The following is a 26,819-nucleotide window of genomic DNA, read 5'->3' as shown; positions in this document are numbered from 1 at the left end:
CTCACGTTCATGCGCCCCGATCTTACCTTCACTCCAGCAGGGCGCGGATATCCGCTGCGCTCAGCTGGGACGACTCCGCGGCCCCGGTACTCTCCAGCACCCGGTCGAACAGCTCCTGCTTGGACTCCTTCAGGGCCATCACCTTGGACTCGATGGTGTCCTTGGAGACCATGCGGTAGACCATCACACTGCGGGTCTGCCCGATCCGGTGCGCTCGGTCTATGGCCTGTTCCTCCGCCGCGGGGTTCCACCAGGGGTCCAGCAGCACTACGTAGTCAGCCTCCACCAGGTTCAGCCCGAAGCCGCCGGCCTTGAGTGAGACGAAGAAGACGGGGACCTCCCCGGAGCGGAACTGGCTGATCACCGCATCCCTGTCAGTGGTTGAACCGTCCAGATAGGCACTGGGGATTTTGGCCGACGACGCCGCCTTACGGGCCTTGGTCAGGAACCGGGTGAACTGGCTGAGCACCAGCACCTGGTGGCCCTCCTCCACTGCCTCGGCCAGCAGGGATGAGAGTGCCATGAGCTTGGCCGAGGGTGCGGATTCCTCCTCCACCAGGGAGGCGTCCAAGGCCAGCTGCCTCAGCAGGGTCAGCGAGCGGAAGATCTCGAACCGGTTGGCGGCCATATTGTCCACCAGGCCCAGCACCTTCAGCCGCTCCCGCTGCAGTCTGCGGTCATAGATCCGGCGGTGGCCGGGGTCCAGCTCCAGCTCCAGGACCTGTTCCTGCTTGGGCGGCAGCTCCGCGGCCACATCCTCCTTCCGGCGGCGCAGCAGGAAGGGGCGCAGCCTGCGCTTGAGCTGGGTGAGCCGGGCGGCGTCGCGCTCCTTCTCAATGGGGGTGCGGTAGACCCGGTTGAACTGGTCCCGGCCGCCCAGCAGCCCGGGGCAGGTGATCGAGAACAGGGCCCACAGCTCCTGGAGGCTGTTCTCCATGGGGGTTCCGGTCACCGCCAGCTTGAAGGGTGCGGAGAGGGTGCGGGCGGCGCGGTGCCCGCGGGAGGTGTGGTTCTTGATCATCTGCGCCTCATCCAGGATCAACCCGGCCCAGCTCAGCTGCTGGTACTGCTCGGCCTCCATGCGGAACAGCGCATAGCTGGTGATCACAAGGTCTGCGTCCTGGGCCGCTGCGCTCAGGCCGGTGCCGCGGCGGGCTTCGGTGGCGCTGATGGTGCGCACCCGCAGATCCGGGGTGAACCGGGCCGCCTCTGCCGCCCAGTTGCTCACCACGGAGGTGGGCGCCACGATCAAAAATGGCGGGCCGGGACTCTGCTGCCGGGCGCGCTGGATCATGGCCAGGGTCTGCACAGTCTTGCCCAGCCCCATGTCATCGGCCAGCACCCCGCCCAGCCGGTGGTCGTAGAGGAAGCTCAGCCAGCTGTACCCGTGGCGCTGGTAGTCACGCAGCTCAGCCTGCAGCGCCTCCGGTGGGTCCAGGTGCACCAGCTGCGCCTGGTCACTGAGCTGGGCCAGATTCTGCCACCAGGCTTCGCGCTGGGCCTGCACTGTGGGCAGCCCGGCCAGCTCCTCCCAGAGGTCCACCTGGTAGCGGCTGATCCGCAGCCCGCGGCCGCGGGGGTCATTGAGCTGCCGGGCCTCGTCGATGATCCGGCGCAGCTGCTCCAGCTCCGGGCTGATCAGCGGAAAGTAGGTGCCAGAGGGCAGTACGAACATCTGCTCCTCCCGCACTAAGGCCGCGAAGAGATCCTCAAAGTCCACCTGTTCGCCCTCGATACTGACGCGGACCTGGAGGTCGAACCAGTCCGCAGTGCTGGGCTCGGCCGCTGCTATCTGGATCTGCGGGGGTTCCTGTGCCCGGCGGTGCCCGGGGCCCAGCGGGGGCAGGATCAGCCTGGCGGCCACCAGTGCCGCCTGGGCGTGCGCACATTGGGCCCCCGGACCCTCTGGTGAGTCCGGGCAGCTGCAGGTGACGGCGGCGTCCTCGGTGCCTGTGGCGAGTACGACGACGCGCTCATACCATTTGCCGGCAACCCCTGAAGCGACCACCGCCTCGATGCGCTCACCCCGTGGCGTGTGCTCGCGACTGACGATGAACGCTGCGTCGGAGAGATCGGCGGATGAGGTTTCACTAGGTGGCACTCAGGGAACCTCTACCGGTGGCCGCGGGATGGGGCGAGCTCCTGAAAGACACACAGGGGAATTCTACGCGTCAGCGCGAGGGTGCTCACTCTGGGCGCCGCTGACCTCTGATGCGGTCGATGCCGCCAGATGGTAGGGGTGATGGTCTAAAGTCCTTGTACTGGCTCTTTGCGATCGAACACTGTTCTGCCAGCGGGTCGAGGAGACGTACACCAAGCTCGTCAGATGCGGGCGACTCCTTCTTCAGAACATCGCTCACAGCATCGGGGAGCTGCTCAGCAAGTTCGTAGACTCTCCTACAGGCGGATTCATAGTCGACCCCGGATTCCTTAGAGAACCGCTGCCAATGCTTCGGTTGGATTCTCCCAAATCTGTTCTCCCGTCCTATCCTCATTGCCGCGGCAGATAAGCCACTCCGATCAGGATCTGTTGATCGGTAAGGCAGACCGGAAGCTACGTCATAGAGCGGTGTCAGTGTGACTCGCTCCCCAGCCAGCATCACGCCATAATTCTTGGCATGGGCATCCGGTGCCCCTAGCAAATAGTTTGCGGCCAACCCATCGGTAAACCTGCGGATATTCGGTTCCGCCTGATTTCCCGACGACTCCCGTAGCAGTCGTACGATTTGGACAGCGCTGGGGCCGTTAGAGGATTCGTACTTGTCCCTTGGGCGCACGCTCAGGGCTTGGCACATGTCCTCTTGATGCAATCTGATTATATTGCCATCGCGATCTCTGCGCCTGTCATACCGAGTGACCACCAAGGCGTCCTGGCCATCGAAGCTGCGGAATTCTGTCTCAGCGGCACGCAGGCCGACGTTCCGTAGCGCTGTCTGACAAATGTGTTCATTGAGCGCCTGATCACGGAATCCTGCTACTCCGGGCTTGATGATGTGAGTTGTAGGTTCAGCCCCCTCGGGACTGTAGTAATTCCCTCCTTCGATTCTCACAGCGAACTTTGCCTGCGCTCCCGCCAGTGACCAATGTTCCTGGTTCGTCACCCAGCTGGTCGATTCGTCCTCTCTCAACTCCGAGAGCCTCTGGCCGATCTCGGATTCAGTCATAGTAATGAGCTCCCCCTGGCCCGCGAGGATGTAGTCGCGTCTGTCGGGATTCACGAGCTGCACCGCACCGGCGCAATCCTCACCTATGTGCCTCAAGATCGCGAACGGATTGTTTCCTGAGACCCCGAACTTTCGGCCCATAGCCTCTTTGACGTCAGCCCGATCAGGCAGAAGCCCTTCGAGGAATGGGTTGACCACTCGACCACCGTGCTTAGATACAGCTGTAGGCATCGACAGGGACACCGGTGTTCTCGGTGTATCCGCAATATAGCGAAGCTCATGGGCTCCGCCACGGGTTTCCACAAGGTCAGCAACGTGTTCCCGGTACAGGAGGACGTTCAGTGTCTTACTCATCGAACTCCTCCAGCGCCCTCATCGCTGCTTCTGCCTCGGGGTTGAGCTTCCGCTGCGCTTGTGGCTCGTCGATCGCTAAGGCGAGGTTCAGTGCTCGCAATGTGTCAAAGATCTTTGAGGCATCCGGAGAGGTAGCATCAGCGGTCTCCAGGGCGATCAGCCAACGTCTGGACACGCCTGCCTTGCTGCTCAGTTGGGCCTGGGTCATTCCAAGATCGACCCTTTTGTGGCGGATAATGGCTCCGAGCTCCCGGAGGTTCCTGACCTGCTTCATGGTGTTACCGTACCTGCACTTTCATGAATGTGCAAGATCAGTAACATTGACTCATCATCACCCGCCGGAACTTCAGTCGTTGAGCACACCGTCGATATCCACAGCGATAACCGGTCAGCGGCTGCCCCGCCCCGCTCAGCACTGACGGACCGGAATGTGCCGGGTGCACGCGGCGTTGAACGGCAGTGTGAAGGCCGCCATGGACCTGCAGTACCCATTCACCGGCCGTTGGCTGGTGCAGAACAGTCCCGCCAACCGCGTACCCAGCCACGGCACACAGCTGTTCGCCACCTCTTATGCGATCGACTTTGTGCCCCTGGGCGAGGCAGACCGTACAGCACCGGTGACTCTTAGCACGCTGCTGCGTCCAGAGCCTCCTGAGAGGTTCCCGGGCTTCGGCCGCCCGACCCTCTCCCCTGTTGAGGGAACCGTCATCGCAGCCCATGACAAGGAACCCGATCATTCGGCATATCGAGGCCTGCCCTCGATCCGGTACGCATTGACCCAATCGCGCCGAGCCGCCGCGGGCTGGACGGCGCTTGCCGGAAATCATGTTCTGATCGAGGTTGGCGGGGCCGTTGTTGCCCTGTGCCACCTCCAGCAGGGCTCGCTGACAATCCGCGCGGGACAAACAGTCCGGCCGGGCGAAATGCTCGCCCGCTGCGGCAACTCGGGCAACAGCACCGAGCCGCACCTTCATCTCCAGGCTATCGACAGTCCGGATATCGAACGCGCCTCAGCCGTGCCTGTGACGTTCAGCGGGGCGCTGCCCCGGAACGGGCAGATCGTTGGAGCTTCCTGACCCCGGGATTGCGGCGAGAACTAGAACACGCGACTCAGAAATCTCCGATCAATCGCTCGACGGCTTGCCCTGTAACGTCGGCGATCAGGTCGAAGTCTTTGTCCACATGCAGCACTATCATTCCTGCTGTCTCGGCTGTGGCAGCAACTAGCAGGTCAGGTACCTTCACCGCTCGGTGGTGACTCCGCACCATCAATTCGCCCTGTACCTCTACGGCTCGTCGCTCAGCACGCGGAGAGATCAGCTCCACTGGCATATTCTTCAGCGGCGGAGCCTCCAGCTCACTATCCCAATCAGACTTCGAACGAGCTGAGTACCCGAGTTCCAGCAGAGAATCCGTTGCAATCCAGACCAGACCACGGTCTATCCGGTCAACCCACACCTGGGCATCCGAGGACTGCCCAAGCCGCATATTGCCGACTTATCGATGAGCCAGCGGTTGTCCCTCACCACGCGTTGTCCATCACCTGCGAGTCGAGGGCATCTTTGAACCGCTCAGCGGAGCGCTGCAGATCATCCACGGTAGTTCGCGGCTGCGCCGCCGGAAGTCGCTGAGTAATCAGCCGGCGAAGATATTCGTTGCGGGACAGGCCTAGCTGCGCTGCGTGCACATCTACTCGCTTCATGCGACCACCTCCGATACCATGCGATGGTTCCATCGCGCCGGGTGCACCTCCTGAGACAACCTGGTGCCCGAAGTGGGACTCGAACCCACACTCTTTGCAGAACTCGATTTTGAGTCGAGCGCGTCTACCAATTCCGCCATTCGGGCGTGCTGAAGCACCGGGTAAGTCTACCCGGAGAGCAGCTGGGGCTGCGAATCTACAGCGCCGAGTGCGCGCTGGCGGCGCTGGATGCGCTGGATGAGGGCCAGGGGCCCACCGGCTCCTTGTGGGGCAGCTCCTCACCGCGAGCCAGCGCCTCTACTGAGGCTCCGCCGTCGGGCAGATCACCGATCCGGTGGACCTTGACCATATTGGTGGTGCCGGCTTGGCCTGGAGGCGATCCTGCAGCGATGACCACCAGGTCACCGTCGGAGGCGATGCCCTCCTCCAGCAGCAGCTTGTCCACCTGGGCGGTCATCTTGTCAGTGTGGGAGGCGAACTCCACCCAGCGCGGCTGCACGCCCCAGCTCAGGCACAAGATGTGGTGGGTGTGCTCCACATGGGTGAAGGCGAAGATGGGCTGCTTGGGCCGCAGCCGGGAGAGCCGGCGGGCGGAATCCCCGGAGCGGGTGAAGGTTGCCAGGTACTCCACCTCCAGCTGCTCGGCGATCTCATTGGCAGCACGGGTGATGGCACCGCCACGGGTCTTGGGCTTGGTGCCCAGCTGGGGGATCCGCTCCAGACCTTTGACCTCAGTGGCTTCGATGATTGAGGCCATGGTCTTCACCGTCTGCACCGGGTACTTACCGATGGAGGTCTCCCCGGAGAGCATCACGGCATCGGCGCCGTCGAGCACTGCGTTGGCACAGTCGGAGGCTTCGGCGCGGGTGGGACGAGGATTATCGATCATGGATTCCAGCACCTGGGTGGCCACGATCACCGGCTTGGCCCAGCGGCGGGCGAGTTCCACCGCGCGCTTCTGCACCAGCGGAACCTCTTCCAGGGGAAGCTCCACGCCGAGGTCGCCGCGGGCGACCATCACGGCGTCGAAAGCGTCGATGACGTCCTGCAGGGCCTCGACGGCCTGGGGCTTCTCAATCTTGGCGATCACCGGGACCCGGCGGCCCTCCTCGTCCATGATCCGGTGGACGGCCTCGATGTCTGCGGCGTCACGGACGAAGGACAGGGCGATCATGTCGAACCCAGTGCGCAGCGCCCACCGGAGATCCTCCTCATCCTTCTCGCTCAGCGCCGGCACGGAGACAGCCACACCGGGCAGGTTGATGCCCTTATTGTTGGAGACCGCTCCGGGGACCTCCACAGTAGTGGTGACGTCGGTGTCGCTGACCGCAGTGGCACGCAGGGAGACCTTACCGTCGTCGATGAGCAGGGTATCGCCCACCTCCACATCATCGGTGAGAGTCTTCAGCGTGGTGGAGCAGATCTCGGCAGTGCCCTCCACCTCCCGCGTGGTGATAGTGAAGGTATCGCCCACCGCCAGGTAGTGCGGGCCGTCCTTGAACCGGCCCAGCCGGATCTTGGGGCCCTGCAGGTCGGCGAAGATGGCCACAGCCCGGCGCATATCCTTGGCCACCTCACGCACGGTGCTGTACGTGGCCTCGTGGACGGAGTAATCGCCGTGGCTCATGTTGACCCGGACCACGTCCACGCCGGCCTCGATGAGTTCGCGGGTCTTCTCATATCCTGCGGTGGCGGGGCCGAATGTGGCGACGATCTTGGCGTGTCTCATGCCTACCTTCACTGGTTGTCGAGCGGTTCAATAATGGTGGCGCGACGTTGAGCCAGATGGTACGAGCCTATCGCAGAAAGTGTGTTTTACGTGAGGGAGATCGCACGATCTGAAGGTGCCACTGGGGCCGGCAGGCGGGTGGAACCCTCCAGGTACTCATCCACCTTTGCCGCTACGGCCCGGCCCTCGGCGATCGCCCACACCACCAGGGAGGCCCCGCGGCCGGCATCGCCGACGCTGAACACGCCCTCTGCGTTGGTCTGGTAGTCCTCGGCGCGGCCCACTGTGCCGCGGGGGGTGAAGTCCACGCTGAGCTGCCCGGTCAGGGTCTGTTGCTCGGCTCCGGTGAAGCCCAGGGCCAGCAGCACCAGATCTGCGGGGATCTCCCGCTCGGTGCCCGGCTTGGGTGTGCGGGTGCCGTCCTCGTTGTACTGAGTCTCGGCGACCTTCAGCGCCCGCACCCGCCCGTTCTCATCGCCGAGGAACTCCACAGTGGAGGCCAGCCATTTGACCTCGCCGCCCTCCTGATGGGCGCTGGAGACCTCAAAGACCCGCGGATCCATGGGCCAGGGCTCATGCTCGGGGCGCTCAGTGGGCAGTTCCTTGCCGATGGCCAGCGTGGTCACCGATGCGGCCTGGTGGCGGTGTGCGGTGCCGATGCAATCGGCTCCGGTGTCGCCGCCGCCCAGGATCACCACATGCTTGTCCTTGGCGTGGATCTGATCAGGCACCGAGTCCCCGGCCACTGCCTTATTGGACTGCACCAGGTACTCCATGGCGAAGTGGATGCCCTCCAGGCCGCGCCCCGGCACGGGCAGATCGCGCGGAACCATGGCGCCGGTGGCCACGACGACGGCGTCGTAGGACTCACGCAGGGTGTCCCAGGTGATGTCCGAGCCGATCTCCGTGGCGGGGTAGAACCGGGTGCCCTCGGCCTCCATCTGAGAGATCCGGTAGTCCACCAGGCTCTTCTCCATCTTGAAGTCCGGGATGCCGTAGCGCAGCAGCCCGCCCAGACGGTCGTCGCGTTCGTAGACGGCCACTGTGTGCCCGGCGCGAGTCAGCTGCTGGGCCGCAGCCAGGCCGGCCGGCCCGGAGCCGACCACTGCCACCGTCTTGTCGGTGAGCCGACGCGGCGGAACGGGCTCCACATAGCCCTTCTCCAGGGCCTCATCGGCGATCTCCGCCTCAGACTGCTTGATGGTCACCGCCGGCTGGTTGATCCCCAGCACGCAGGAGGTCTCACAGGGGGCGGGGCAGACCCGGCCGGTGAACTCCGGGAAGTTATTGGTCATATGCAGCCGGGCCGAGGCCTCCTCCCACTGGTCGCGCCAAATGAGATCGTTCCACTCCGGGATCAGATTGCCCAGGGGGCAGCCGGTGTGGCAGAACGGGATGCCGCAGTCCATGCAGCGCCCGGCCTGGGTCTGAGTCACGCCTTTCTGCTGGCGCTCGTAGACCTCCTTGAAGTCCATGATGCGCACCGGAACCGGGCGGGACGGCCGGTCCTGGCGTTCGGGGTGCTTGAGGAATCCGCGCGGGTCAGCCACTGGTCACCTCCAGAATCTTCTGCCATGCGGCGTCGCCGTCGGGATCCAGCCCCTCATCCAGGGCCGCACTGCGGGCGGCGAGCACGCGGTCGTAGTCGCGGGGCAGGATCTTGGTGATCCGCCCCAGGGTGTCCTCCGGGTCCTCCAGCAGCTGGGCGGCCAGAGCGGAGTTGGTCTCCTCCTGGTGGCGGCGCAGCAGGTCCAGGACGATCTGCTTATCCTCCTCGTCCAGCTCCAGCAGCAGCAGCTCCCCGGCTTTGGCGGCCTGGGTGTTGAGCTTGGCCTCCTGGAAGTCCAGGGCGTAGGCGGTGCCCCCGGACATCCCGGCGCCGAAGTTCCGGCCCACCGGCCCCAGGATGAGGGTCTGCCCGCCGGTCATGTACTCGCAGGCGTGGTCCCCCACCCCTTCGACCACAGCGGTGGCACCGGAGTTGCGGACCAGGAAGCGTTCGCCGACCTGCCCGGAGAGGAACATCTCGCCGGCGGTGGCACCGTAGCCGATCACATTGCCGGCGATCACATTGGCCGCTGCCTCAAAGGGTGCCTCCGGCTCCGGGGCGATGATGATCCGGCCCCCGGAGAGGCCCTTGCCCACGTAGTCGTTGGCGTCCCCGGCCAACCGGATGGTGATGCCCTGAGGCATGAAGGCGCCCAGGGACTGCCCGGCCTGGCCGGTGAGGTTGAGCTCAATGGTGTTCTGCTCCAGGGTGGAAAGCCCCAGTGCTTTGGTGACCTCATGGCCGAGCATGGTGCCCACAGCCCGGTCCGTGTTGACCACCCGGCGCTCCACGGTGACCCGTTCGCCGTCTGTGATGGCGCCGCGGGCCTGTTCGATCACGGAGTTGTCGAAGTGCCGCTGAAGCTCATGGTCCTGCTCCCCGGTGCGGCGCAGCTGAGCCGCGGTGGCCTCATCCGTGGGGTCCCAGCCGGTGAGCACCCGGGTCAGGTCCAGGCCCTCGGTCTTCCAGTGCCGGACCGCCTCGTCCAGGTTCAGGGCGTCGATATGGCCGATGGCCTCATCCAGGGAACGGAAGCCCAGCTCAGCCAGGTACTCGCGGACCTCCTGGGCCACGAACTCAAAGAAGTTCACCACATGGTCGGCCTTGCCGGTGTAGCGTTCGCGCAGCACCGGGTTCTGGGTGGCCACACCCACCGGGCAGGTGTCCAGGTGGCAGACCCGCATCATGATGCAGCCGGAGACCACCAGGGCGCTGGTGGCGAAGCCGTACTCCTCAGCGCCGAGCAGAGCGGCGATGACCACATCGCGGCCGGTCTTGAGCTGACCGTCCACCTGCACAGTGACCCGTTCCCGCAGCCCGTTGAGCATCAGGGTCTGCTGCGCCTCGGCCAGGCCCAGCTCCCAAGGGGTGCCGGCATGTTTGAGCGAGTTCAGCGGGGAGGCGCCGGTGCCGCCGTCGTGCCCGGAGATGAGGACGACGTCGGCGGCGGCCTTGGCCACCCCGGCAGCCACTGTGCCCACCCCATGTAGGGAGACCAGCTTCACATGCACCCGGGCGCCGGTATTGGCGCGCTTGAGGTCGTAGATGAGCTGCTTGAGATCCTCAATCGAGTAGATGTCGTGGTGCGGGGGCGGGGAGACCAGGGAGACTCCGGGGGTGGAGTGGCGGGTCTCAGCCACCCAGGGGTAGACCTTCTTACCCATGAGCTGGCCACCCTCGCCGGGCTTGGCACCCTGGGCCATCTTGATCTGCAGATCGCTGGCGTGGGTGAGGTACTGACTGGTCACCCCGAAGCGCCCGGAGGCGATCTGCTTGATCGCGCTGCGCCGCTCGGGGTCCATCAGCCGGTCCGGGTGCTCCCCGCCCTCACCGGTGTTGGACCGGGCACCGAGGCGGTTCATGGCGATCGCCAGGGTCTCGTGGGCCTCCTGGGAGATCGAGCCGTAGCTCATCGCCCCGGTGTTGAAGCGTTTGACGATCTCGCTGACCGGCTCCACCTCGCTGATCGGCACCGGGGCGCGGGTGCCTTTGAGCTTGAACAGCCCGCGCAGGGTCATCAGCGCCTTGGACTGATCATCCACGGCCTTGGTGTAGGACTTGAAGATGTCGTACCGGCGGGTCCGTGAGGCATGCTGCAGCTTGAACACGGTCTCCGGGTTGAACAGGTGCGGCGGGCCCTCGCGGCGCCACTGGTACTCACCGCCGACCTCCAGCTCGTTGCCGCGGCCGAGGTCGTTGCCGTCTGCCGGATAGGCCTTGGCATGGCGGGCCATCGCCTCGGCGGCGATGACATCGACTCCGACGCCGCCCATCAGTGAGTGGGTGCCGGAGAAGTACTGGTCCACCACGTTCTGGGCCAAGCCCACGGCCTCGAAAGTCTGGGCACCGCAGTAGGAGCCCACGGTGGAGATGCCCATCTTGGACATGATCTTCAGCAGGCCCTTGCCCAGGGCTTTGATCAGGTTGGCCACCGCCTGCTCCTCGGTGACATTGCTGATCTCGCCGCGGCGCACCATGTCTTCGGCGGACTCGATGGCCAGGTAGGGGTTCACCGCCGAGGCGCCGTAGCCGATCAGGCAGGCCACATGGTGGACCTCCCGGACATCGCCGGCCTCCACCAGCAGCGAGGCGCGGGTCCGGTTGGCGGACTTCAGCAGGTGGTGGTGGATGGCGGAGACTAACAGCAGCGAGGGGATCGGTGCCCACTGGGCGTTGGAGTCCCGGTCGGAGATCACAATGTAGCCCACTCCGCGGTTGACCGCTGCCGAGACCTGCTCGCACAGGGTGCGGATGCGCTGGCGGAACTCTTCCTCAGTGGAGCCCACCCGGAACAGTCCGCGCACCCGCAGCGCAGCCTTAGACCCAGATTCGCTGCGGTGGTTGGCGATCCGGGCCAGCTGATCATTGGTGAGCACCGGGAAGTCCAGCTGGATCTGCTTGGAGCGCACCTGTCCGGTGTCCAGCAGATTGCCCTCCGGGCCGATATGCCGGCCCAGGGCGGTGACCAGCTCCTCACGGATGGCGTCCAGCGGCGGGTTGGTGACCTGGGCAAAGGTCTGCACAAAATAGTCGAAGAGCAGCCGGGGCCGCTCGGCCAGCACTGCGATGGGGGTGTCAGTGCCCATGGCGCCCAGCGGCTCAGCGCCTGCGGCGGCCATCGGGCCGATGAGGATCTTCAGCTCCTCATGGGTGTAGCCGAAGGTCTGCTGGCGCAGCCGCACCGAGCCTGCTGGGTGCTTGACATGCAGGCGCTCGGGCAGCTCGTCCAGGGTGATCCGGTTCTCCTCCACCCATTCCCGCCAGGGCTGCTTGGAGGCGAAGTCGGCTTTGATCTCCTCATCCTCGATGATCCGGCCTTCTTTTGTGTCGGCCAGGAACATCATGCCCGGGGCCACCCGGCCTTTGCGGACCACTTTCTCCGGGGCGATCTCAGCCACGCCGACCTCGGAGGAGAGCACCACGAGCCCGTCCTCGGTGACCCACCAGCGTGCCGGGCGCAGACCGTTGCGGTCCAGGACCGCGCCGAGCTGGTCGCCGTCGGTGAAGGCGATGGCGGCCGGACCGTCCCAGGCCTCCATCATGGTGGAGTGGTACTCGTAGAAGGCTTTGAGATCGGGGTCCATGGACTCGTGGTTCTCCCAGGCCTCCGGGATCATCATCCGCATGGCCATGGACAGCGGGCGCCCGGAGAGCATCAGCAGCTCGGCGGCCTCATCGAAGCTGGTGGAGTCGCTGGCCCCGGGGGTGCAGATGGGGAAGAGGTACTCGGGATCATCGCCGAGCACCGGCCCGGACATCGTGGCCTGGCGGGCGCGCATCCAGTTGCGATTGCCCTCCACTGTGTTGATCTCCCCGTTGTGGGCCATATGGCGCAGCGGCTGGGCCAGCGGCCAGGAGGGGAAGGTGTTGGTGGAGAACCGGGAGTGCACAATGCCCAGGGTGGACTTGTACCGCTCATCGGAGAGATCGGGGTAGAAGGGCTCCAGCTGCGCGGTGGTGAGCATGCCCTTATAGGTGATGGTCTTCGAGGACAGCGAGGCGAAGTAGATGCCCAGCCGCACCTGGGCGCGCTTGCGCAGCCGCCAGGCCCGCTGGTCCAGGGTGCCCTCGGCGGACTCCTGGTACTCGTAGGAGTCCTCATCGGCCAGGGTGAGGAAGGCCTGCTTGAAGAACGGCATGGCGCCGCGGGCCAGACTGCCGATCATCGAATCGTCCACGGGCACATCGCGCCAGCCCAGCACTACCAGGCCCTGGTCCCCGGCCATCTGCTCGAAGCTGGCGATGATCTCCTCGCGCTCGGCTTGCTCCTGGGGCAGGAAGGCGGTGCCGGCGGCGTATTCACCGGCGGCGGGCAGTTCGAAGTCCAGAACGGAGCGGAAGAGCTCGTCCGGGATCTGGGTGAGGATCCCGGCACCGTCGCCGGTGCCCACGTCTCCGCCGACTGCCCCGCGGTGCTCCACACAGCGCAGAGCGTGCAGGGCGTAGTCCACAATGTCATGGCCCGGTTCCCCGCGCAGGGTGGCGATGGCTGCCATACCGCAGTTCTCGTGCTCCTTGGCCGGGTCGTAGAGTCCGGCCTTGGCAGGAAAGGCAGCGAAGCGCTCGTAGGGGGAGATCACCTGGGGCCGTGCGGACATGCGTCGGTTCCTTCCTGTGGGCCTCGTGATGCGGAGCACGGCAGTGGTCACGCTCGTGCACACCGGGACAGCTCTGTCCTCAGCGGGGAGCACCGTGGGTGGGTGCTGTGTGCAGCCCCTGGCTCAATCTTGGGTGCGAGCAGCAGGCGGCCGGTTTTCTATCTTGCGCCTGTGGGTGACCTGGTGCAAGTCGGTGACCCAAGGTTTCAGTCCTTGGACGGGGTTCCCTTATCGGGTTCCGCCTCCTGGGGGCTCTCACTGTCTGCTTCGGCACTCACGCTGACCGCGGCGTCGTCCGCCTGGGCTTTCTCTCCGGCACCCTCTCGGACTGACGGAGTATAGATCTCAGCCTCCTCGGCGATGGCCTCCTCGGTGACCGGGCGCTTCAGGAAGAGCCAGACCAGGGCGGCTACGGCCACTACGAAGATGATGAAAGCGATGATCTGGTTCAGCCGCCAGTCCAGCCCCAGATCGGCCAGCGGGTACTGGGTGGACTTGTTGAACTCATCGATCCGCATGGACTCGATCCAGAACCGGCCCAGGGCGTAGTAGGCCACATAAGTCCAGGCGATGAGCCCCTGGCGGAACTGGAACCGGCGGAACAGCACCAGCAGCGCGACGAAGCCCAGCAGGTTCCACAGCGATTCGTAGAGGAAGGTCGGGTGGAAGGTGGGGTCCTCCATAGTGGTGGCCGGCAGCGCCTGGTGCGCCTGATCAGTGTCGATGCGCAGACCCCAGGGCAGGTCTGTGGGCCGGCCGAAGAGCTCCTGATTGAACCAGTTGCCCCAGCGCCCCACGGCCTGGGCCAGAATCACTCCGGGGACCACGGCATCGGCGAAGGCCCCGAACTTGATGCCGTTGCGGCGGCAGAAGTACCACACCGCGAGGGAGCCGGCCATCACCGCGCCGATGATCGAGAGTCCGCCCTGCCAGATCTGGAAGATCCCCATCAGGTCCCCGCCCTCACCGAAGTACCGGTCCGGGGAACTGATCACGTGGTAGAGCCGGGCGCCCACGATGCCGAGGAGCACCGCCCAGAGCATGGCGGAGAAGACATCGTCGCTGTTGCCGCCGCGGGACTTCCACAGCTTGGTCGCCACCACCACAGCCAGCACGATCCCCACCATGATGGCCAGAGTGTAGAAGGCGATGAAGAAGGGTCCGGGCAGGTCGATGCCGCGGGCCGGGGGCGGCGGGAACCCGGCGAGGACGCCGGCGGCGGAGGTCACAGCGGGGCTGGTCAGTTCAGGAGTCAACACAGCAGGCACCGTATCAGGAGTTTCCGGAGAGTTCCGAAGCCAACCGGCCCACGGCCGCCGGACCGCCCTCACGCAGGGCCGCGACCAGGGCGGTTCCTACGATGACACCATCGGCGTAGCGGCCGATCTCCGCCACATGGGCGCGGGTGGAGACACCCAGGCCCACGCAGACCCGTTGAGCCCCGGCGGCCTTGGCCGAGGTCACCACGCGCTCGGCGGCAGCCGAGACTGCGGTGCGCTGGCCGGTGACCCCCATCAGGGAGACTCCGTAGACGAACCCGCGGGAGGACTCCGCGATGCGGGCCAGCCGTTCCGGGCTGGAGGTGGGTGCGGCCAGGAAGATCCGATCCAGCTGGTGCTGCTCGGCAGCGGCGATCCAGTCGGCGGCCTCATCCGGGATCAGGTCCGGGGTGATGGCCCCTGCTCCCCCGGCCTCGGCCAGGCGTCGGGCGAATTCGGAGGCGCCCATCCGGTCGATGAGGTTGTAGTAGATCATCACCACCACTGCGGCATCGGTGCGGGAGCTGACCTCGCGGACCACCTCGAAGAGCTGGTCCATCCGGAAGCCGCCCTCCAGCGCCTCGGTGGTGGCCTGCTGGATGACCGCCCCGTCCATCACCGGATCGGAGTAGGGGGCGCCGATCTCGATGATGTCGGCCCCGTTCTCGGCCAGGGCCACTGCAGCCTCAATGCTGGTCTGCATATCCGGGTAGCAGGCGGGCAGGTACCCCACGAAGGCGGGGCGCCCCTGTGCCTGGGCGGCGTCGATGGCTGCTGCGGTGCGGCTCATGCCTCTACCCCCGTCTGCGGTGCCTCGCTGGCGTCATCGGCCGGGAGCAGGTCGAACCAGGCTGCGGCGGTGGCCACATCCTTGTCCCCGCGGCCGGAGAGGCTGACGATGATGATCTTCTCCGCCCCGTCCGCACCCCAGGAGGCGAACAGCCGGGTGGCTCCGGCCAGGGCGTGTGCGGATTCGATGGCCGGGATGATGCCCTCGGTGCGGCAGAGCCGTTCGAATGCTGCCATGCACTCGGCATCGGTGACCGGTTCATAGGTGACCCGGCCGGCGTCGGCCAGATAGGCGTGCTCGGGCCCCACTGAGGGGTAGTCCAGTCCGGCGGAGATCGAGTGGGAGTCCACGGTTTGGCCGTCCTCATCCTGCATCAGGTAGCTGCGCGCCCCGTGCAGCACCCCGGAGCGGCCCAGGGTGATGGCGGCGGCGTGCCGGCCGGTCTCCAGGCCCTCGCCGCCGGCCTCATAGCCGTAGAGGGCCACCCCGGGGTCGTCCAGGAATCCGTGGAAGATGCCCAGGGCGTTGGAGCCCCCGCCCACACAGGCGGCGACTGCATCCGGCAGCCGCCCGGTGCTCGCCAGGATCTGAGCACGGGCCTCCTCCCCGATGATCTGATGGAACCAGCGGACCATCTCCGGGAACGGGTGCGGGCCGGCCACAGTGCCGAGCACATAGTGGGTGTTCTCCACGGAGGCCACCCAGTCGCGCAGCGCCTCATTGATGGCGTCCTTCAGGGTGGCTGCACCGTGCTCCACGGGGACGACCTCGGCACCGAGCAGCTGCATCCGGGCCACGTTGAGCGCCTGGCGCCGGGTGTCCTCCGCCCCCATGTAGACCACGCATTCCATGCCGAACAGGGCGGCGGCGGTGGCGGTGGCTACCCCGTGCTGGCCTGCGCCGGTCTCGGCGATCAGCCGGGTTTTGCCGAGCCTGCGGGCGATCAGCGCCTGGCCCAGCACATTGTTGATCTTGTGGCTGCCGGTGTGGTTGAGGTCCTCCCGCTTCAGGAAGATCCGGGCGCCCTGGGCGGTGCCTGCGGCCTCGGCGGCGAAGCGCGGCACCTCGGTCAGCGGGGAGGGCCGGCCGGTGTACTCGCGGCTGAGCCGTTCGAACTCGTCGGTGAACTCCGGATCCGCCTTGGCCTTGCCGAAGGCCTCCTCCAGCTCGTCCAGGGCGGCGACCAGGGATTCGGGCATCCAGCGGCCGCCGTAGTCGCCGAAGTAGGGTCCGGATGCTTCGCGGTATGCGGTGCTCACATGGTCTCCTTTGCCGGGGTCTGCGCCCGTGAGGCAGCCCGGAACTCTTTGACGGCCAGCTCTGGCTCGCCGTTGCGGACCAGGGCTTCGCCCACCAGCACGGCGTCGGCCCCCTGGGCGGCGTAGTCTCGTACGGTCTCGGGGCCCTCGACCCCGGATTCGGCGATGCGCACCACGTGCTCGGGCAGGTGCTGGGCCATGGCCGCGTAGTGGGTGACGTCCACCTCCAGGGTCTTGAGGTTGCGCACGTTGACGCCTACGATCTGCGCGCCCAGGGCCACGGCGCGTTCGATCTCCTCAACGGTATGGGCCTCCACCAGGGCGTGCATGCCCAGTTCCTGGGTCAGGGCCAGGTAGTCGCGCAGCTGAGCATCATCCAGGGCCGCCACAATCAGCAGCACCAGATCCGCCCCATAGGCGCGGGCTTCGTAGAACTGGTAGGGATCCACCATGAAGTCTTTGCGCAGCACCGGGATCTCCACTGCGGCACGTACGGCCTGCAGATCGGCCAGTGATCCGCTGAACCTGCGGGCCTCGGTGAGCACGGAGATCACACTGGCCCCGCCGGCCTGGTAGGCGCGGGCCAGCACGGCGGGATCTGGGATCTCGGCCAGGTCTCCTTTGGAGGGGGACTTGCGCTTGACCTCGGAGATGATCCGCACCCCGGCGGGGTCGCTGCGCCCGCCGGCCAGGGCCGCGTGGGCGTCCAGAGCTGGGGGCGCTGCGGCGATCTGCTCTTCAAGGTCACGGAGCGAGACGGCTGCCTTCCGCCCGGCAAGGTCTTCGCGGACCCCTTCGGTGATGGAGTCGAGGACTGTAGCCATTCAGCTGCGGCTGGATTCAGGCTCGCGCTTCTCCGGCCCGCCGGAGGTGTTGTCCGGTGTTGCTGGGCCGGATTCGCTGCGCGGGTCGGCACCCCTTTTGAGCACGGCGTTGGAGTCCATCTCCACACCGTAGCCGGCCTTCTTCAGCACAATGCCCAGGATCAGGGCCACCGGCACCAAGGCTGCGCCCACCCAGATGGCGGTCCACCAGGCATCGGACCAGTAGAGACCGATGAAGCCGACTCCGGCGATCACCGCACCGGCGACGATGGTCAGCGACAGCGCCCAGGCGGCGGGGGTGGAGCCGTGGCCAATGTGGTCGTAATGGATGAATTCATCAGCGGATGCGGGCTGCTGCTCCACATCGCGGACGGCAGTCTGGCTCTGGGATGTGGCCATGCGCGGGGCTCCTTCTACACAGTGTCGAAGTTCTTGGTTTCTATTCTGCCAGATCGGTGCGCTACTTCTTATCCGTCGGGTCGTCGCCGTCGGAGAGGTCGTCCCACATGTCGATCTCGTCGGGGTTCTCCGCCTGGGCCTGGCCGCGGGAGTATTTCTTGCTGCGCTTCTCATCGTTCCAGCCCGGGGAGAACAGCAGCATGGCCACTGAGCTCAGGGTCAGCACCACTGAGCCGAGGACGGCCAGCCACACGGCGAAGCCCACCGAGTACTCGGCGGCAGTCTCGGTGACCCCGGTGTAGTCGGCCAGGGCCGGGGCTGCCGCAGCGGCGGGGTTGCTCAGCGCAAGTCCGGCCCCGATCACCGAGATCACTCCGGCGCCCAGCAGCACTGCTCCGATCAGCGCGCGCAGCCATTTCCGGGCGATAGTGGCCGCCACACCGCCGGCCACCCCCACCAGGCCCATTGCCCGCAGGGTGGGCGACATCTCCCCGCCCAGAAGGTTGACCTCCGCCGCAGCCGCAGTCTCAGGCAGGCCGGTAGCAGTCACCCAGGTCAGTGCCGTGGAGATCAGCAGCAGCACCGCACCGAGCTGGATCAGCAGGATGGTGTTGCGGCGCTGGAAGAAGTACGCGATATGGCCCATTAGCCCACCAATCTATCAGCGGCCAGTACGGCCCGCAGCGGTGCGGCTGCCTTGTTGACGGTCTCCAGCCGCTCGGCCTCGTCCACGGAGTCTGCCACGATCCCGCCGCCGGACTGCACATAGGCCTTGCCGCCGGTGAGCACCGCAGTGCGGATCGCGATGGCAGCATCCATCCGGCCGGAGAGGTCGAAGTAGCCCACCACTCCCCCGTAGACCCCGCGCCGGTGCGGCTCCCATTCGTCCAGCAGCTGCAGGGCCCGGGGTTTGGGAGCCCCGGAGAGGGTGCCGGCGGGGAAGGTTGCTGCCAGCACGTCATAGGGGGTCGACGACGCCGCCACCTCACCTTGGACATGGCTGGTCAGGTGCATCACATAGCTGAAGTGCTCCACTCCCATGAACTTGGTGACCTCCACCGAGCCGGGAACGCAGACCTTGGCCAGATCGTTGCGCGCCAGGTCCACCAGCATGATGTGCTCAGCGCGCTCCTTCTCATCGGCCAGCAGGTCCTCAGCGAGCTCCACATCCTCAGCCGGGGTCTTGCCCCGGGGTCTGGTGCCGGCGATCGGATGCGAGACCACCTGCCGGTCGGCATCCAGGGTGACCAGGGCCTCCGGGGAGGCGCCCACGACCTGGTAGGGCTCCCCGCCGGGGGTCTGGAAGTGCATCAGGTACATATAGGGGCTGGGATTGAGCAGCCGCAGCATCCGGTAGACCGCCAGGGCGTCCACGGAGGTCTCCACCTCGAACCGGCGGGAGACCACAATCTGGAAGACCTCGCCGTCCACGATGGCCTGCTTGGCCTTGCCCAGGGTGGCCAGGTACTCGTTCTGATCCCAGCTCAGCTGCACTTTGTCCTGCAGGTCCAGCTCCACCTGCTGGGACCAGTCCGGCTCAGCGGCGGCCAGCCCGGGCTGGACCGGGCGGGCCAGGCGTTGGCGCATCGAGTGCAGCCGGGCCACGGCGTCGTCGTATGCTTCCTTGGCCCCGGCGCGCTGGCCGTCCTTATTGATGGCATTGGCGATCAGGGTGACTGTGCCGTCACGGTTGTCATGCACCGCCAGATCGGAGATCAGGTTCATGGCCAGCTCCGGGAGCCCCAGTCCGGCCTCCGGCGGGTTCGGCAGCTTCTCCCACTGGCGGACCACATCCCAGCCCACATAGCCGACCAGCCCGCTGCTCAGATGCGGAAGCTCCTCGGCGAAGGCCCGGCTGCCCAAGAACTCCAGGGTCTGGCGCAGCACCTCGGCGCTGGGCCCCTCGGTGGGCGCTCCCGCCGGCGGGGTGCCGATCCAGTGGGCCTGACCGTCCTGTTCGGAGAGGGTGGCCAGCGAGTTGACCCCGATGAAGCTGTGCCGGGACCAGGAGGCCCCGGCTGCCGCCGACTCCATGAGGAACGTGCCGGGCTCCGCGGTGCCGGTCTCGCCTACGGCCAGCGCCCGGTAGATGCTCAGCGGGGTGTGGCCATCGGCCAGCAGGGTCATGGTCACCGGGATCACCCGGTGCCGCTCGGCCAGGTCCAGGAACACCTCCTGGGAGGGTACGACGCCGCCCAAGGACTTCATCAGCCGATTTCCCTGTCTGTAAAGCAGGTGGCCGCCCCGGTGTGACAGGCCGGGCCGGTCTGCTCCACCTGCAGCAGCACGGTATCGGCGTCACAGTCCAAGGAGACCGAACGCACCTGCTGGACATGCCCGGAGGTCTCTCCCTTGACCCACAGCTGGTTCCGGGATCGGGACCAGTAGGTGCCGCGGCGGGTCTGCAGGGTCGCGGCGAGCGCCTCAGCGTTCATCCAGGCCAGCATGAGCACCTGCCCGGTATCGGCGTCCTGGGCGATGGCGGGCACCAGCCCGTCACTGTTGTAGTTGACCTCTGGGATCATCGGACCGGGTACCCCGCTTTCCGAATCTGGTCCTTCACCTGGGCGATCATGTCCACCGGGCCGAAGTGGAACATGCTGGCGGCCAGCACCGCATCGGCCCCGGCGGCGATGGCCGGTGGGAAGTGCTTAGGAGCACCGGCCCCGCCGGAGGCGATCAGCGGCACCCGGGTGACGGCACGGGCCGCGGCGATCAGCTCCAGGTCGAACCCGGTCTGGGTGCCGTCGGCATCAATACTGTTGAGCAGGATCTCCCCGACGCCGCGCTGGCTGGCCTCGGTGATCCAGTCCAGGGCGTCGATGCCGGTGCCGCGGCGCCCGCCATGGGTGGTGACCTCGAAGCCCGAGGGGGCCTGTGGGCTGCGGCGGACATCGGCGGAGAGCACCAGCACCTGGTTGCCGAACCGGGCCACGATCTCATTGATCACCGCTGGGCGGGCCACTGCCGCCGTGTTGATGGAGGCCTTATCCGCCCCGGACTTCAGCAGCCGGTCCACATCCTCCACGCTGCGCACTCCCCCGCCCACGGTGAGCGGGATGAACACCTCTCCGGCGGTACGGGTGACCACCTCATAGGTGGTCGCCCGGTCGGCGGAGGAGGCGGTGACGTCCAGGAAGGTCAGCTCATCGGCCCCGGCCAGGTTGTACCGGTGGGCCAGCTCCACGGGGTCTCCGGCATCGCGCAGCTGTTGGAAGTTCACACCTTTGACCACTCGCCCGGCGTCCACGTCCAGGCAGGGGATGACTCGTACCGCCAGGCTCATCGGCTACACCCGGCAGGCGTGGATGGTGGTGACCAGGATGGCACGGGCTCCCAGATCGTAGAGCTCATCCATCAGCTGGTTGGTCTTCTTGGCCGGGACCATAGAGCGCACCGCCACCCAGCCCTCATCGGCCAGCGGGGAGATGGTGGGCGATTCCAGGCCGGGGGTGATGGCGATGGCGGCCTGCAGGTCGGTGCGGCGGATGTCATAGTCCATCATCACGTACTGGCGGGCCACCAGCACGCCCTGCAGGCGGCGGATGAGCCGGCCGGTGGCACGTTCGATGGCCTCGGCGTCGTCGTGGTCGGTACCCTTCCCGGAGATCAGGATCGCCTCGGAGACCATGACCGGCTCCCCGAAGGTCTCCATACCGGCGGCCTTGAGCGTATTGCCGGTCTCCACCACATCAGCGATGGCATCGGCCACCCCGAGCCGCACGGCGGACTCCACCGCCCCGTCCAGGTGGACCACATCCACCCCGGGGATGCCCTGCTGGGCGAACCACTGCTGAAGCAGGGCATCGTAGCTGGTGGCCACACGTTTTCCGGCCAGGTCGGCGGCTGCGCTGAAGGCCCCGCGGGGCCCGGCCAGGCGGAAGGTGGAGCGGCCGAAGCCCAGGCCCATGATCTCGCTGGCGCCGGTCTCCACCCGGGCGTCCTGGAAGAGGTCGCGGCCGGTGATGCCCACATGGAGGATCCCGGAGCCTACGTAGACGGCCACATCGCGGGGGCGCAGGTAGAAGAACTCCACGCCGTTCTCCTCGTCCACCAGCACCAGTTCTTTACGGTCGCGGCGCTGCAGGTAGCCGGCCTCGGTGAGCATGGCCATGGCGGCCTCGGAGAGCGCGCCCTTATTGGGCACGGCCACGCGCAGCATCTCCCCATTGCGCGGTGCAGTCAGCGGTTCAGTCACAGTGCGGGCCTTTCCCTACAGGTAGCGGTAGACATCGGTGGGGGTGATCCCCTTGGCGAGCATCATCACCTGCAGATGGTAGAGCAGCTGGGAGATCTCCTCGGCTGCCTCGGCCTGCGATTGGTACTCCGCGGCCATCCAGACCTCTGCTGCCTCCTCGACGATCTTCTTGCCGATCTGATGCACCCCGGCGTCCAGGGCTGCCACTGTGCCGGAGCCCTCCGGGCGTTCGGCTGCTTTGCGGGCCAGTTCGGCGTAGAGATCATCAAAATTCTTCACGGCACTACCCTATGCCAGCTTGGCGATCTCCGCGGCGGCGGCCACTGCGGCGTGAGCGGCCTCATACCCCTTGTCCTCCTTGGAGCCTTCCAGCCCGGCGCGGTCCAGCGCCTGCTGCTCGTCATCGCAGGTCAGCAGGCCGAATCCGACCGGGGTTCCGGTCTGGACCGAGACGGTGGTCAGCCCCTGGGTGGCCGCCGAGCAGACGTAGTCGAAGTGCGGGGTGCCGCCGCGGATCACCACGCCCAGGGCGATGATCGCGTCATGGGAGGCGGCTGCACGCGCGGCCAGTACAGGCAGTTCGAAGCTGCCGGGGGCGCGCAGCACAGTGATCTCCGCCGGGTTCACCTCCTGCAGAAACCGTTCAGCGCCGGCGGTCAGCCCATCCATCACCTCGGTGTGCCAGCGGGAGGCGATCACGGCCACCCGTAGGTCTTTGGCGAGGAGCCCCAGCCGGTGCAGCTCCTCGGTATCGATGATCAGTTGTCCGGCTCCGCTCATGGGTGGGTGTCTCCTTGTTCGTTGAGGACCAGGTGGTCGAGCTTATGGGCCATCCGGTCGCGTTTGGTGCGCAGGTAGCGGGCGTTATGGGGGCCGACGACGCCGCTGGAGGGCACCTGCTGGACATCCAGCCCGGATGCCGCCAGGGCCTCGACTTTTGCGGGGTTGTTGGTCAGCAGCTTCAGGCTGGTGATCCCGGCCGCGTGCAGGATGGCTGCGGCTCCGGTGAAGTCGCGCAGCTCAGCGGCCAGGCCCAGCATCTCGTTGGCCTCCACGGTGTCTGCGCCCTGCTCCTGGAGCTCATAGGCGCGCAGCTTATTGGCCAGCCCGATGCCGCGGCCCTCATGCCCGCGCAGGTAGAGCAGGTGGCCGCCGTGTTCGTGCAGGGTCTCCAGGGCCGAGGCCAGCTGGGAGCCGCAGTCGCACCGGTGGGAGTGCAGCACGTCCCCGGTGAGGCACTCGGAGTGCAGCCGGACCAGGGGCGTTTCCGCGCGGGAGGGTGCGCTGAGCAGCAGGTGCTCGTGCCCGGTGAGGTGCTCGGTCCAGACTTGGGCGTTGAAGACTCCGAAGTCGGTGGGCAGGGTGACCACCGGGCCGCCGGTGACCAGTTTGGCGGCCTCCTGCTGGGGTGCCTCCCAGGAGGTGAGGTAGGACTCGCGCACCGCCTGCGGGCTGGGGGTCCCGCCGCGGTACTCGATAAGATCGGCGATGCTGATCAGTGCCAGTTCGTGGGTGTCGGCGAACTCGCGCAGGGCGGGCAGCCGCATCATGGAGCCGTCCTCGTGGACCAGCTCAGCGATGATCCCGACTTCGGGATGTCCGGCTAACCGGCAGAGGTCCACGGCGGCCTCGGTGTGCCCGTCGCGGCCGAGCACTCCGGCTGGGTCTGCGATGAGCGGGAACATATGCCCGGGCCGGGTCAGGGCGGCAGGTTCGGTGTTGGGGTCTGCGAGCGCGCGGGCTGTGATGGCCCGGTCGGCGGCGCTGATCCCGGTGGAGGTCACCGCCGCGGCGTCGCAGCTGATGGTGTAGGCGGTGCCCTTGGGGTCCTGGTTATCGGTGACCATGGGCGGCAGCTGCAGGTGCCGGGCGCGCTCGGCGGTCATCGGCACGCAGATCACCCCGGAGCTGTGCCGCACGGTGAAGCCCATCAGCTCTTCGGTGGCGGCGGAGGCGGGGAAGATCAGATCGCCCTCGTTCTCACGGTCGGCATCGTCCACCACCACCACGGGGCGGCCGGCGGCCAGCTGGTTCAGCGCCACCTCCACCGGGTCCAGGAGAGGGGCCGGGGTCTGCGGCTGGGGCACGGTTTGCCGCACGTTGTTCACACTGCCGAGCGCTATAGCTCTAGGCGGTGCGAACAGCTCTAGGCGTTCGGAGGGTTCAGCGTTGAGGGTCAGCATCCGGCGCACATATTTGGCCAGGACGTCTACCTCGAGGTTGACGTTGCTGCCGATGGCCTTATCCCCCAGGGTGGTCTCGGCGAGGGTGGTGGGGATCAGCCCCACCTCGAACCAGGGGCCAGCCTCAGCCTCACCGACGGCGGTGACCGTCAGGCTTACCCCGTCGATGGCGATGGAGCCCTTCTCGGCGAGGTATCCGGCCAGCTCAGGGGGGAGGCTGAATCGGTGCCGGCCGTCGTTGAGGTCGCGCTCGGTCAGGGTGCCGATGCCGTCCACATGGCCCTGCACCACGTGCCCGTCCAAGCGGGCGCCGGCGGGCAGGCAGCGCTCCAGGTTCACCCGGTCCCCGGGGCCCAGCTCGCCGAAGGTGGTGCGCTTCAGGGTCTCCGGGATCAGCTCCACGGTGAGCTGCTCGCCGCTGATTTCCACGGCGGAGACGCAGACTCCGTTGACTGCGATGGAACCGCCCAGGCTCAGGCCGGCCACATGGCCGGGGGCGGAGAAGCTCAGCCGTTCCACCCCCTTGGCGGGGTGCGGGGTGCGTGCGGTGATACGCCCGGTGCCGGTGATAATGCCGGTGAACATTCAGCGGGTTCCTTTCGGATGCGGCTTAAGGTGGATGCAGACATCGTTGTCCATGATGGTGGTGGGCCCGCCCTCGGCAGGGTCCAGGGCGAACTGCCGGGCCTCGGCCAGGGTGCTGACCCCGATATCGCCCAGGCTGGAGCGCCCGGCGCCCAGGATGATCGGGGCGGTGTAGAGGAAGATCTCATCCACCAGGTCGGCGGCAAAGAATGCTGAGAGCACTGACTGCCCGCCCTCCACCAGCACGTGTTTGACCGGGTGGCCGTTGTGCGTGGTGGATGCCAGGGTCTGCAGGGCCTGCAGGGGGTCCCGGGTGCGCAGCTGCAGCCAGCCGTCCCCCTCCGCGCGGTCCTGTGTGAGCCGGGCGGCGGCGGGGATCTGGCGCAGGCCCATCACGGTGCGCAGCGGCTGGGCCTCGGTGGGGCGGCCCTGAGTGTCCCGGGCGGTGAGCCGGGGGTCATCGATCTGGGTGGTGTTGGTGCCCACCAGGATGGCATCCACCCGCTGCCGGATGCGGTGGGTGTGCTGCCGGGAGGCCTCGGAGGTGATCCATTGGCTGGTGCCGTCGGCCGCGGCGATCCGGGCATCGATGCTCTGCGCCAGGTGCACGGTGACGAAGGGCCTGCCCTGGGCTGCTGCCTGGTTCCACCGGTGGTTCAGTTCGCGGCACTGCTCCCCCAGCACACCGACGACGACGCCCGCTCCCCTGCCGCGCAGCAGCTGGGCTCCGCCGCCGTTGGGTGAGGGGTCCGTGGCGCCGACCACCACCCGGGGGATTCCGGCCTCGGTGATCAAATCGGTGCAGGCTGGCTGTCTGCCGTAGTGGGTGCAGGGTTCCAGGGTGGTGTAGAGGGTGGTTCGGGAGAAGTCGGTGACTCCGGCCGCGCGCGCCTTGGTCAGGCAGTCGCGTTCGGCGTGGAAGGTCCCGGCACCCTGGTGGTATCCGGTGGCGAGGATGTGGGGGGCGGCGTCGTGCTCTGGGTGCTCCACCAGTACTGCGCCCACTAGGGGGTTTGCTCCGCGGTGGCCCTGGATGGCGGCCTCATAAGCCTGGCGCATGATGCTCTGTTCGGCTGCAGGCTGGTTCATCTGCCCTCCCGGAGGCGCTTGGCGGGGTGGATGCGCGGGTCCAAGTGGACGGTCTCCACACTCGGTTTGGGGCGTGCCCCGCGGCTTGCCCGCCACCAGACGAAGAAGCCTATCAGCGTGAAGACCCCGTAGAAGAGGTACATGAAGGCGGAGGCGTAGTAGCCCGCTGACCAGAGCAGCGGGACCCCGACGATGTCCACGGCCACCCAGATCAGCCAGAATTCCACCCATCCTTTGGCCATGCCGTAGGTGGCCAGCAGGGAGCCGACAAAGGTCCAGGCGTCGGCCCAGACCGGCTCCCAGCTGCCCAGGATTCGGAACAGTGGGGTCAGGGCAGCGGTGCCCAGGGTCAGGGCGAGGATGAGGCTGATGCGCACCCGCCAGCCGGCCCATTCGGGGGTGATGGCCCCGCTGGCGCCGTGGGTTTCGCGTTGGCGGCGGCTGCGGCTCCAGCGCACCCAGCCGTAGACGGAGACGGCCAGGAACATGATCTGCCGCCCGGCCTGCCCGAGCAGGGAGGGGCTGTCCTCTAAGCCGATGAAGGAGCCCAGGAAGACGGTCAGCAGGATGAGGTTGCCGGCGATTCCTACCGGCCAGGCCCAGACTTTGCGGAACATTCCGCCCAGGGCGCAGGCTAGGCCGAAGGCGTTACCGATGACTTCGCGCAGCAGAAGGGCGCTGCCGGCCACAACGATCTCAGCTTCCAGCAGCCATCGCAGGGTCTCCATGCCAGTCCGTCTCTCCTCCGGAGGTTCTGGCTCCGGGGGGACGTCAGGAGACGTCTGAGCTGCTGCACGCGGTTAGCGGGCCGCAGCCTCCGTGCTTCTCCCATCCAGACTGTAACTGTCGGTACCGGAATTCCACCGGTTCAACCGCAGTCCTCCGTGGTGACGGAAGGCTGCGGGTCGCGGACTATGACCGCCGGTTCGGACTTTCACCGACCCCGGAGCACGAAAAGTAATGCACTCCAGTGTGCCACATCCGGCGGGGAGATCCGGTGGGGAGGCAGGGCTGAGACACAGCGACGCCCGGAATCACTGGGACTCCGGGCGTCATGTTCACGTGTTGTGAGTGGAGCGGATGACGAGATTCGAACTCGCGACCCTCACCATGGCAAGGTGATGCTCTAGCCAGCTG

The 26,819-nt window shown here is 66.8% G+C and carries 24 protein-coding genes, 1 tRNA gene and 1 riboswitch; of the genes, 1 reads left to right on the top strand and 24 read right to left on the bottom strand.

The genetic code is table 11. The features are described 5' to 3' along the window. Positions 1 to 28: 28 nt before the first annotated feature. From GNZ21_RS04030 to GNZ21_RS04020, 3 genes are all read right to left on the bottom strand, one after another. Positions 29 to 2,101, bottom strand: coding sequence for a DEAD/DEAH box helicase (locus GNZ21_RS04030; RefSeq protein WP_198345963.1), 2,073 nt, complete (start codon positions 2,099 to 2,101; stop codon positions 29 to 31). Positions 2,102 to 2,186: 85 nt separating this feature from the next. Beyond that, on the bottom strand, positions 2,187 to 3,518 hold the full coding sequence (locus tag GNZ21_RS04025) for a type II toxin-antitoxin system HipA family toxin (RefSeq protein ID WP_157321563.1): 1,332 nt from the start codon (positions 3,516 to 3,518) through the stop codon (positions 2,187 to 2,189). Continuing rightward, on the bottom strand, positions 3,511 to 3,792 hold the full coding sequence (locus tag GNZ21_RS04020; RefSeq protein WP_157321562.1) for a helix-turn-helix domain-containing protein: 282 nt from the start codon (positions 3,790 to 3,792) through the stop codon (positions 3,511 to 3,513). The genes GNZ21_RS04025 and GNZ21_RS04020 overlap by 8 nt, the downstream gene beginning before the upstream one ends. A gap of 199 nt (positions 3,793 to 3,991) precedes the next feature. Between GNZ21_RS04020 and GNZ21_RS04015 the strand changes: the two genes are divergently transcribed. Next, positions 3,992 to 4,594, top strand: coding sequence for a M23 family metallopeptidase (locus GNZ21_RS04015; protein ID WP_232532669.1), 603 nt, complete (start codon positions 3,992 to 3,994; stop codon positions 4,592 to 4,594). A 34-nt stretch (positions 4,595 to 4,628) separates the two neighbouring features. Here the strand turns inward: GNZ21_RS04015 and GNZ21_RS04010 are convergent, their stop codons facing one another. The 21 genes from GNZ21_RS04010 to pnuC form a co-directional block, all read right to left on the bottom strand. After that, the gene (locus GNZ21_RS04010) at positions 4,629 to 5,006 is read right to left on the bottom strand and encodes a PIN domain-containing protein (protein ID WP_157321558.1); all 378 of its coding nucleotides are present in this window, start codon (positions 5,004 to 5,006) and stop codon (positions 4,629 to 4,631) included. Positions 5,007 to 5,040: 34 nt separating this feature from the next. Continuing rightward, on the bottom strand, positions 5,041 to 5,220 hold the full coding sequence (vapB, locus tag GNZ21_RS04005; RefSeq protein ID WP_229659516.1) for a type II toxin-antitoxin system VapB family antitoxin: 180 nt from the start codon (positions 5,218 to 5,220) through the stop codon (positions 5,041 to 5,043). 61 nt (positions 5,221 to 5,281) lie between these two features. Then, positions 5,282 to 5,366 (bottom strand) — tRNA-Leu (locus GNZ21_RS04000). Between the two features lie 50 nt (positions 5,367 to 5,416). Further along, positions 5,417 to 6,949, bottom strand: coding sequence for a pyruvate kinase (gene pyk / locus GNZ21_RS03995; RefSeq protein ID WP_157321554.1), 1,533 nt, complete (start codon positions 6,947 to 6,949; stop codon positions 5,417 to 5,419). A gap of 86 nt (positions 6,950 to 7,035) precedes the next feature. Continuing rightward, the gene (locus GNZ21_RS03990; RefSeq protein WP_188503700.1) at positions 7,036 to 8,499 is read right to left on the bottom strand and encodes a glutamate synthase subunit beta; all 1,464 of its coding nucleotides are present in this window, start codon (positions 8,497 to 8,499) and stop codon (positions 7,036 to 7,038) included. Further along, positions 8,492 to 13,096: a glutamate synthase large subunit gene (gltB, locus tag GNZ21_RS03985; protein ID WP_157321552.1), complete on the bottom strand. Its 4,605-nt coding sequence runs from the start codon at positions 13,094 to 13,096 to the stop codon at positions 8,492 to 8,494. Before gltB ends, GNZ21_RS03990 begins: the two co-directional genes overlap by 8 nt. A gap of 206 nt (positions 13,097 to 13,302) precedes the next feature. After that, positions 13,303 to 14,355 (bottom strand): prolipoprotein diacylglyceryl transferase, encoded by a 1,053-nt coding sequence (lgt, locus tag GNZ21_RS03980; protein ID WP_229659517.1) that lies wholly within the window; start codon positions 14,353 to 14,355, stop codon positions 13,303 to 13,305. Between the two features lie 13 nt (positions 14,356 to 14,368). After that, a complete protein-coding gene (gene trpA / locus GNZ21_RS03975) occupies positions 14,369 to 15,145 on the bottom strand; it encodes a tryptophan synthase subunit alpha (protein WP_157321551.1) in 777 nt (258 codons plus the stop codon). Next, positions 15,142 to 16,344 (bottom strand): tryptophan synthase subunit beta, encoded by a 1,203-nt coding sequence (gene trpB / locus GNZ21_RS03970; RefSeq protein WP_157321610.1) that lies wholly within the window; start codon positions 16,342 to 16,344, stop codon positions 15,142 to 15,144. Before trpB ends, trpA begins: the two co-directional genes overlap by 4 nt. A gap of 56 nt (positions 16,345 to 16,400) precedes the next feature. Beyond that, on the bottom strand, positions 16,401 to 17,228 hold the full coding sequence (gene trpC, locus GNZ21_RS03965; protein ID WP_157321549.1) for an indole-3-glycerol phosphate synthase TrpC: 828 nt from the start codon (positions 17,226 to 17,228) through the stop codon (positions 16,401 to 16,403). Next, positions 17,229 to 17,627 carry an HGxxPAAW family protein gene (locus tag GNZ21_RS03960; RefSeq protein WP_157321547.1) on the bottom strand — a complete coding sequence of 133 codons (399 nt, stop codon included), beginning with the start codon at positions 17,625 to 17,627 and terminating at the stop codon, positions 17,229 to 17,231. Positions 17,628 to 17,688: 61 nt separating this feature from the next. Then, on the bottom strand, positions 17,689 to 18,273 hold the full coding sequence (locus tag GNZ21_RS03955; protein ID WP_157321545.1) for a Trp biosynthesis-associated membrane protein: 585 nt from the start codon (positions 18,271 to 18,273) through the stop codon (positions 17,689 to 17,691). Beyond that, positions 18,273 to 19,835, bottom strand: a complete 1,563-nt coding sequence (gene trpE / locus GNZ21_RS03950) for an anthranilate synthase component I (RefSeq protein WP_157321543.1) — start codon at positions 19,833 to 19,835, stop codon at positions 18,273 to 18,275. Before trpE ends, GNZ21_RS03955 begins: the two co-directional genes overlap by 1 nt. Continuing rightward, on the bottom strand, positions 19,835 to 20,152 hold the full coding sequence (gene hisI, locus GNZ21_RS03945) for a phosphoribosyl-AMP cyclohydrolase (protein WP_157321542.1): 318 nt from the start codon (positions 20,150 to 20,152) through the stop codon (positions 19,835 to 19,837). Before hisI ends, trpE begins: the two co-directional genes overlap by 1 nt. Further along, on the bottom strand, positions 20,149 to 20,913 hold the full coding sequence (hisF, locus tag GNZ21_RS03940; RefSeq protein ID WP_157321541.1) for an imidazole glycerol phosphate synthase subunit HisF: 765 nt from the start codon (positions 20,911 to 20,913) through the stop codon (positions 20,149 to 20,151). The genes hisI and hisF overlap by 4 nt, the downstream gene beginning before the upstream one ends. Positions 20,914 to 20,916: 3 nt before the next feature. Continuing rightward, complete coding sequence (gene hisG / locus GNZ21_RS03935; protein ID WP_157321608.1) at positions 20,917 to 21,789, bottom strand: ATP phosphoribosyltransferase; 873 nt, start codon at positions 21,787 to 21,789, stop codon at positions 20,917 to 20,919. Between the two features lie 51 nt (positions 21,790 to 21,840). Beyond that, positions 21,841 to 22,104 (bottom strand): phosphoribosyl-ATP diphosphatase, encoded by a 264-nt coding sequence (locus GNZ21_RS03930; RefSeq protein WP_188503701.1) that lies wholly within the window; start codon positions 22,102 to 22,104, stop codon positions 21,841 to 21,843. 9 nt (positions 22,105 to 22,113) lie between these two features. Further along, entirely contained in the window at positions 22,114 to 22,605 is a 492-nt protein-coding gene (ribH, locus tag GNZ21_RS03925; RefSeq protein ID WP_157321540.1) for a 6,7-dimethyl-8-ribityllumazine synthase, read from the bottom strand. After that, positions 22,602 to 24,593, bottom strand: coding sequence for a 3,4-dihydroxy-2-butanone-4-phosphate synthase (gene ribB / locus GNZ21_RS16160; RefSeq protein ID WP_157321539.1), 1,992 nt, complete (start codon positions 24,591 to 24,593; stop codon positions 22,602 to 22,604). The genes ribH and ribB overlap by 4 nt, the downstream gene beginning before the upstream one ends. Beyond that, entirely contained in the window at positions 24,594 to 25,682 is a 1,089-nt protein-coding gene (gene ribD, locus GNZ21_RS03915) for a bifunctional diaminohydroxyphosphoribosylaminopyrimidine deaminase/5-amino-6-(5-phosphoribosylamino)uracil reductase RibD (protein WP_157321538.1), read from the bottom strand. Further along, entirely contained in the window at positions 25,679 to 26,410 is a 732-nt protein-coding gene (gene pnuC, locus GNZ21_RS03910; protein ID WP_157321537.1) for a nicotinamide riboside transporter PnuC, read from the bottom strand. Before pnuC ends, ribD begins: the two co-directional genes overlap by 4 nt. 87 nt (positions 26,411 to 26,497) lie before the next feature. Continuing rightward, a riboswitch (FMN riboswitch) is annotated at positions 26,498 to 26,638 on the bottom strand. Positions 26,639 to 26,819 lie beyond the last annotated feature (181 nt).

Origin of the sequence: Nesterenkonia alkaliphila (assembly GCF_009758175.1) — a bacterium.
GTDB classification, from domain to species: domain Bacteria; phylum Actinomycetota; class Actinomycetes; order Actinomycetales; family Micrococcaceae; genus Nesterenkonia; species Nesterenkonia alkaliphila.
This window is presented reverse-complemented; position numbering and strand designations above follow the sequence as displayed.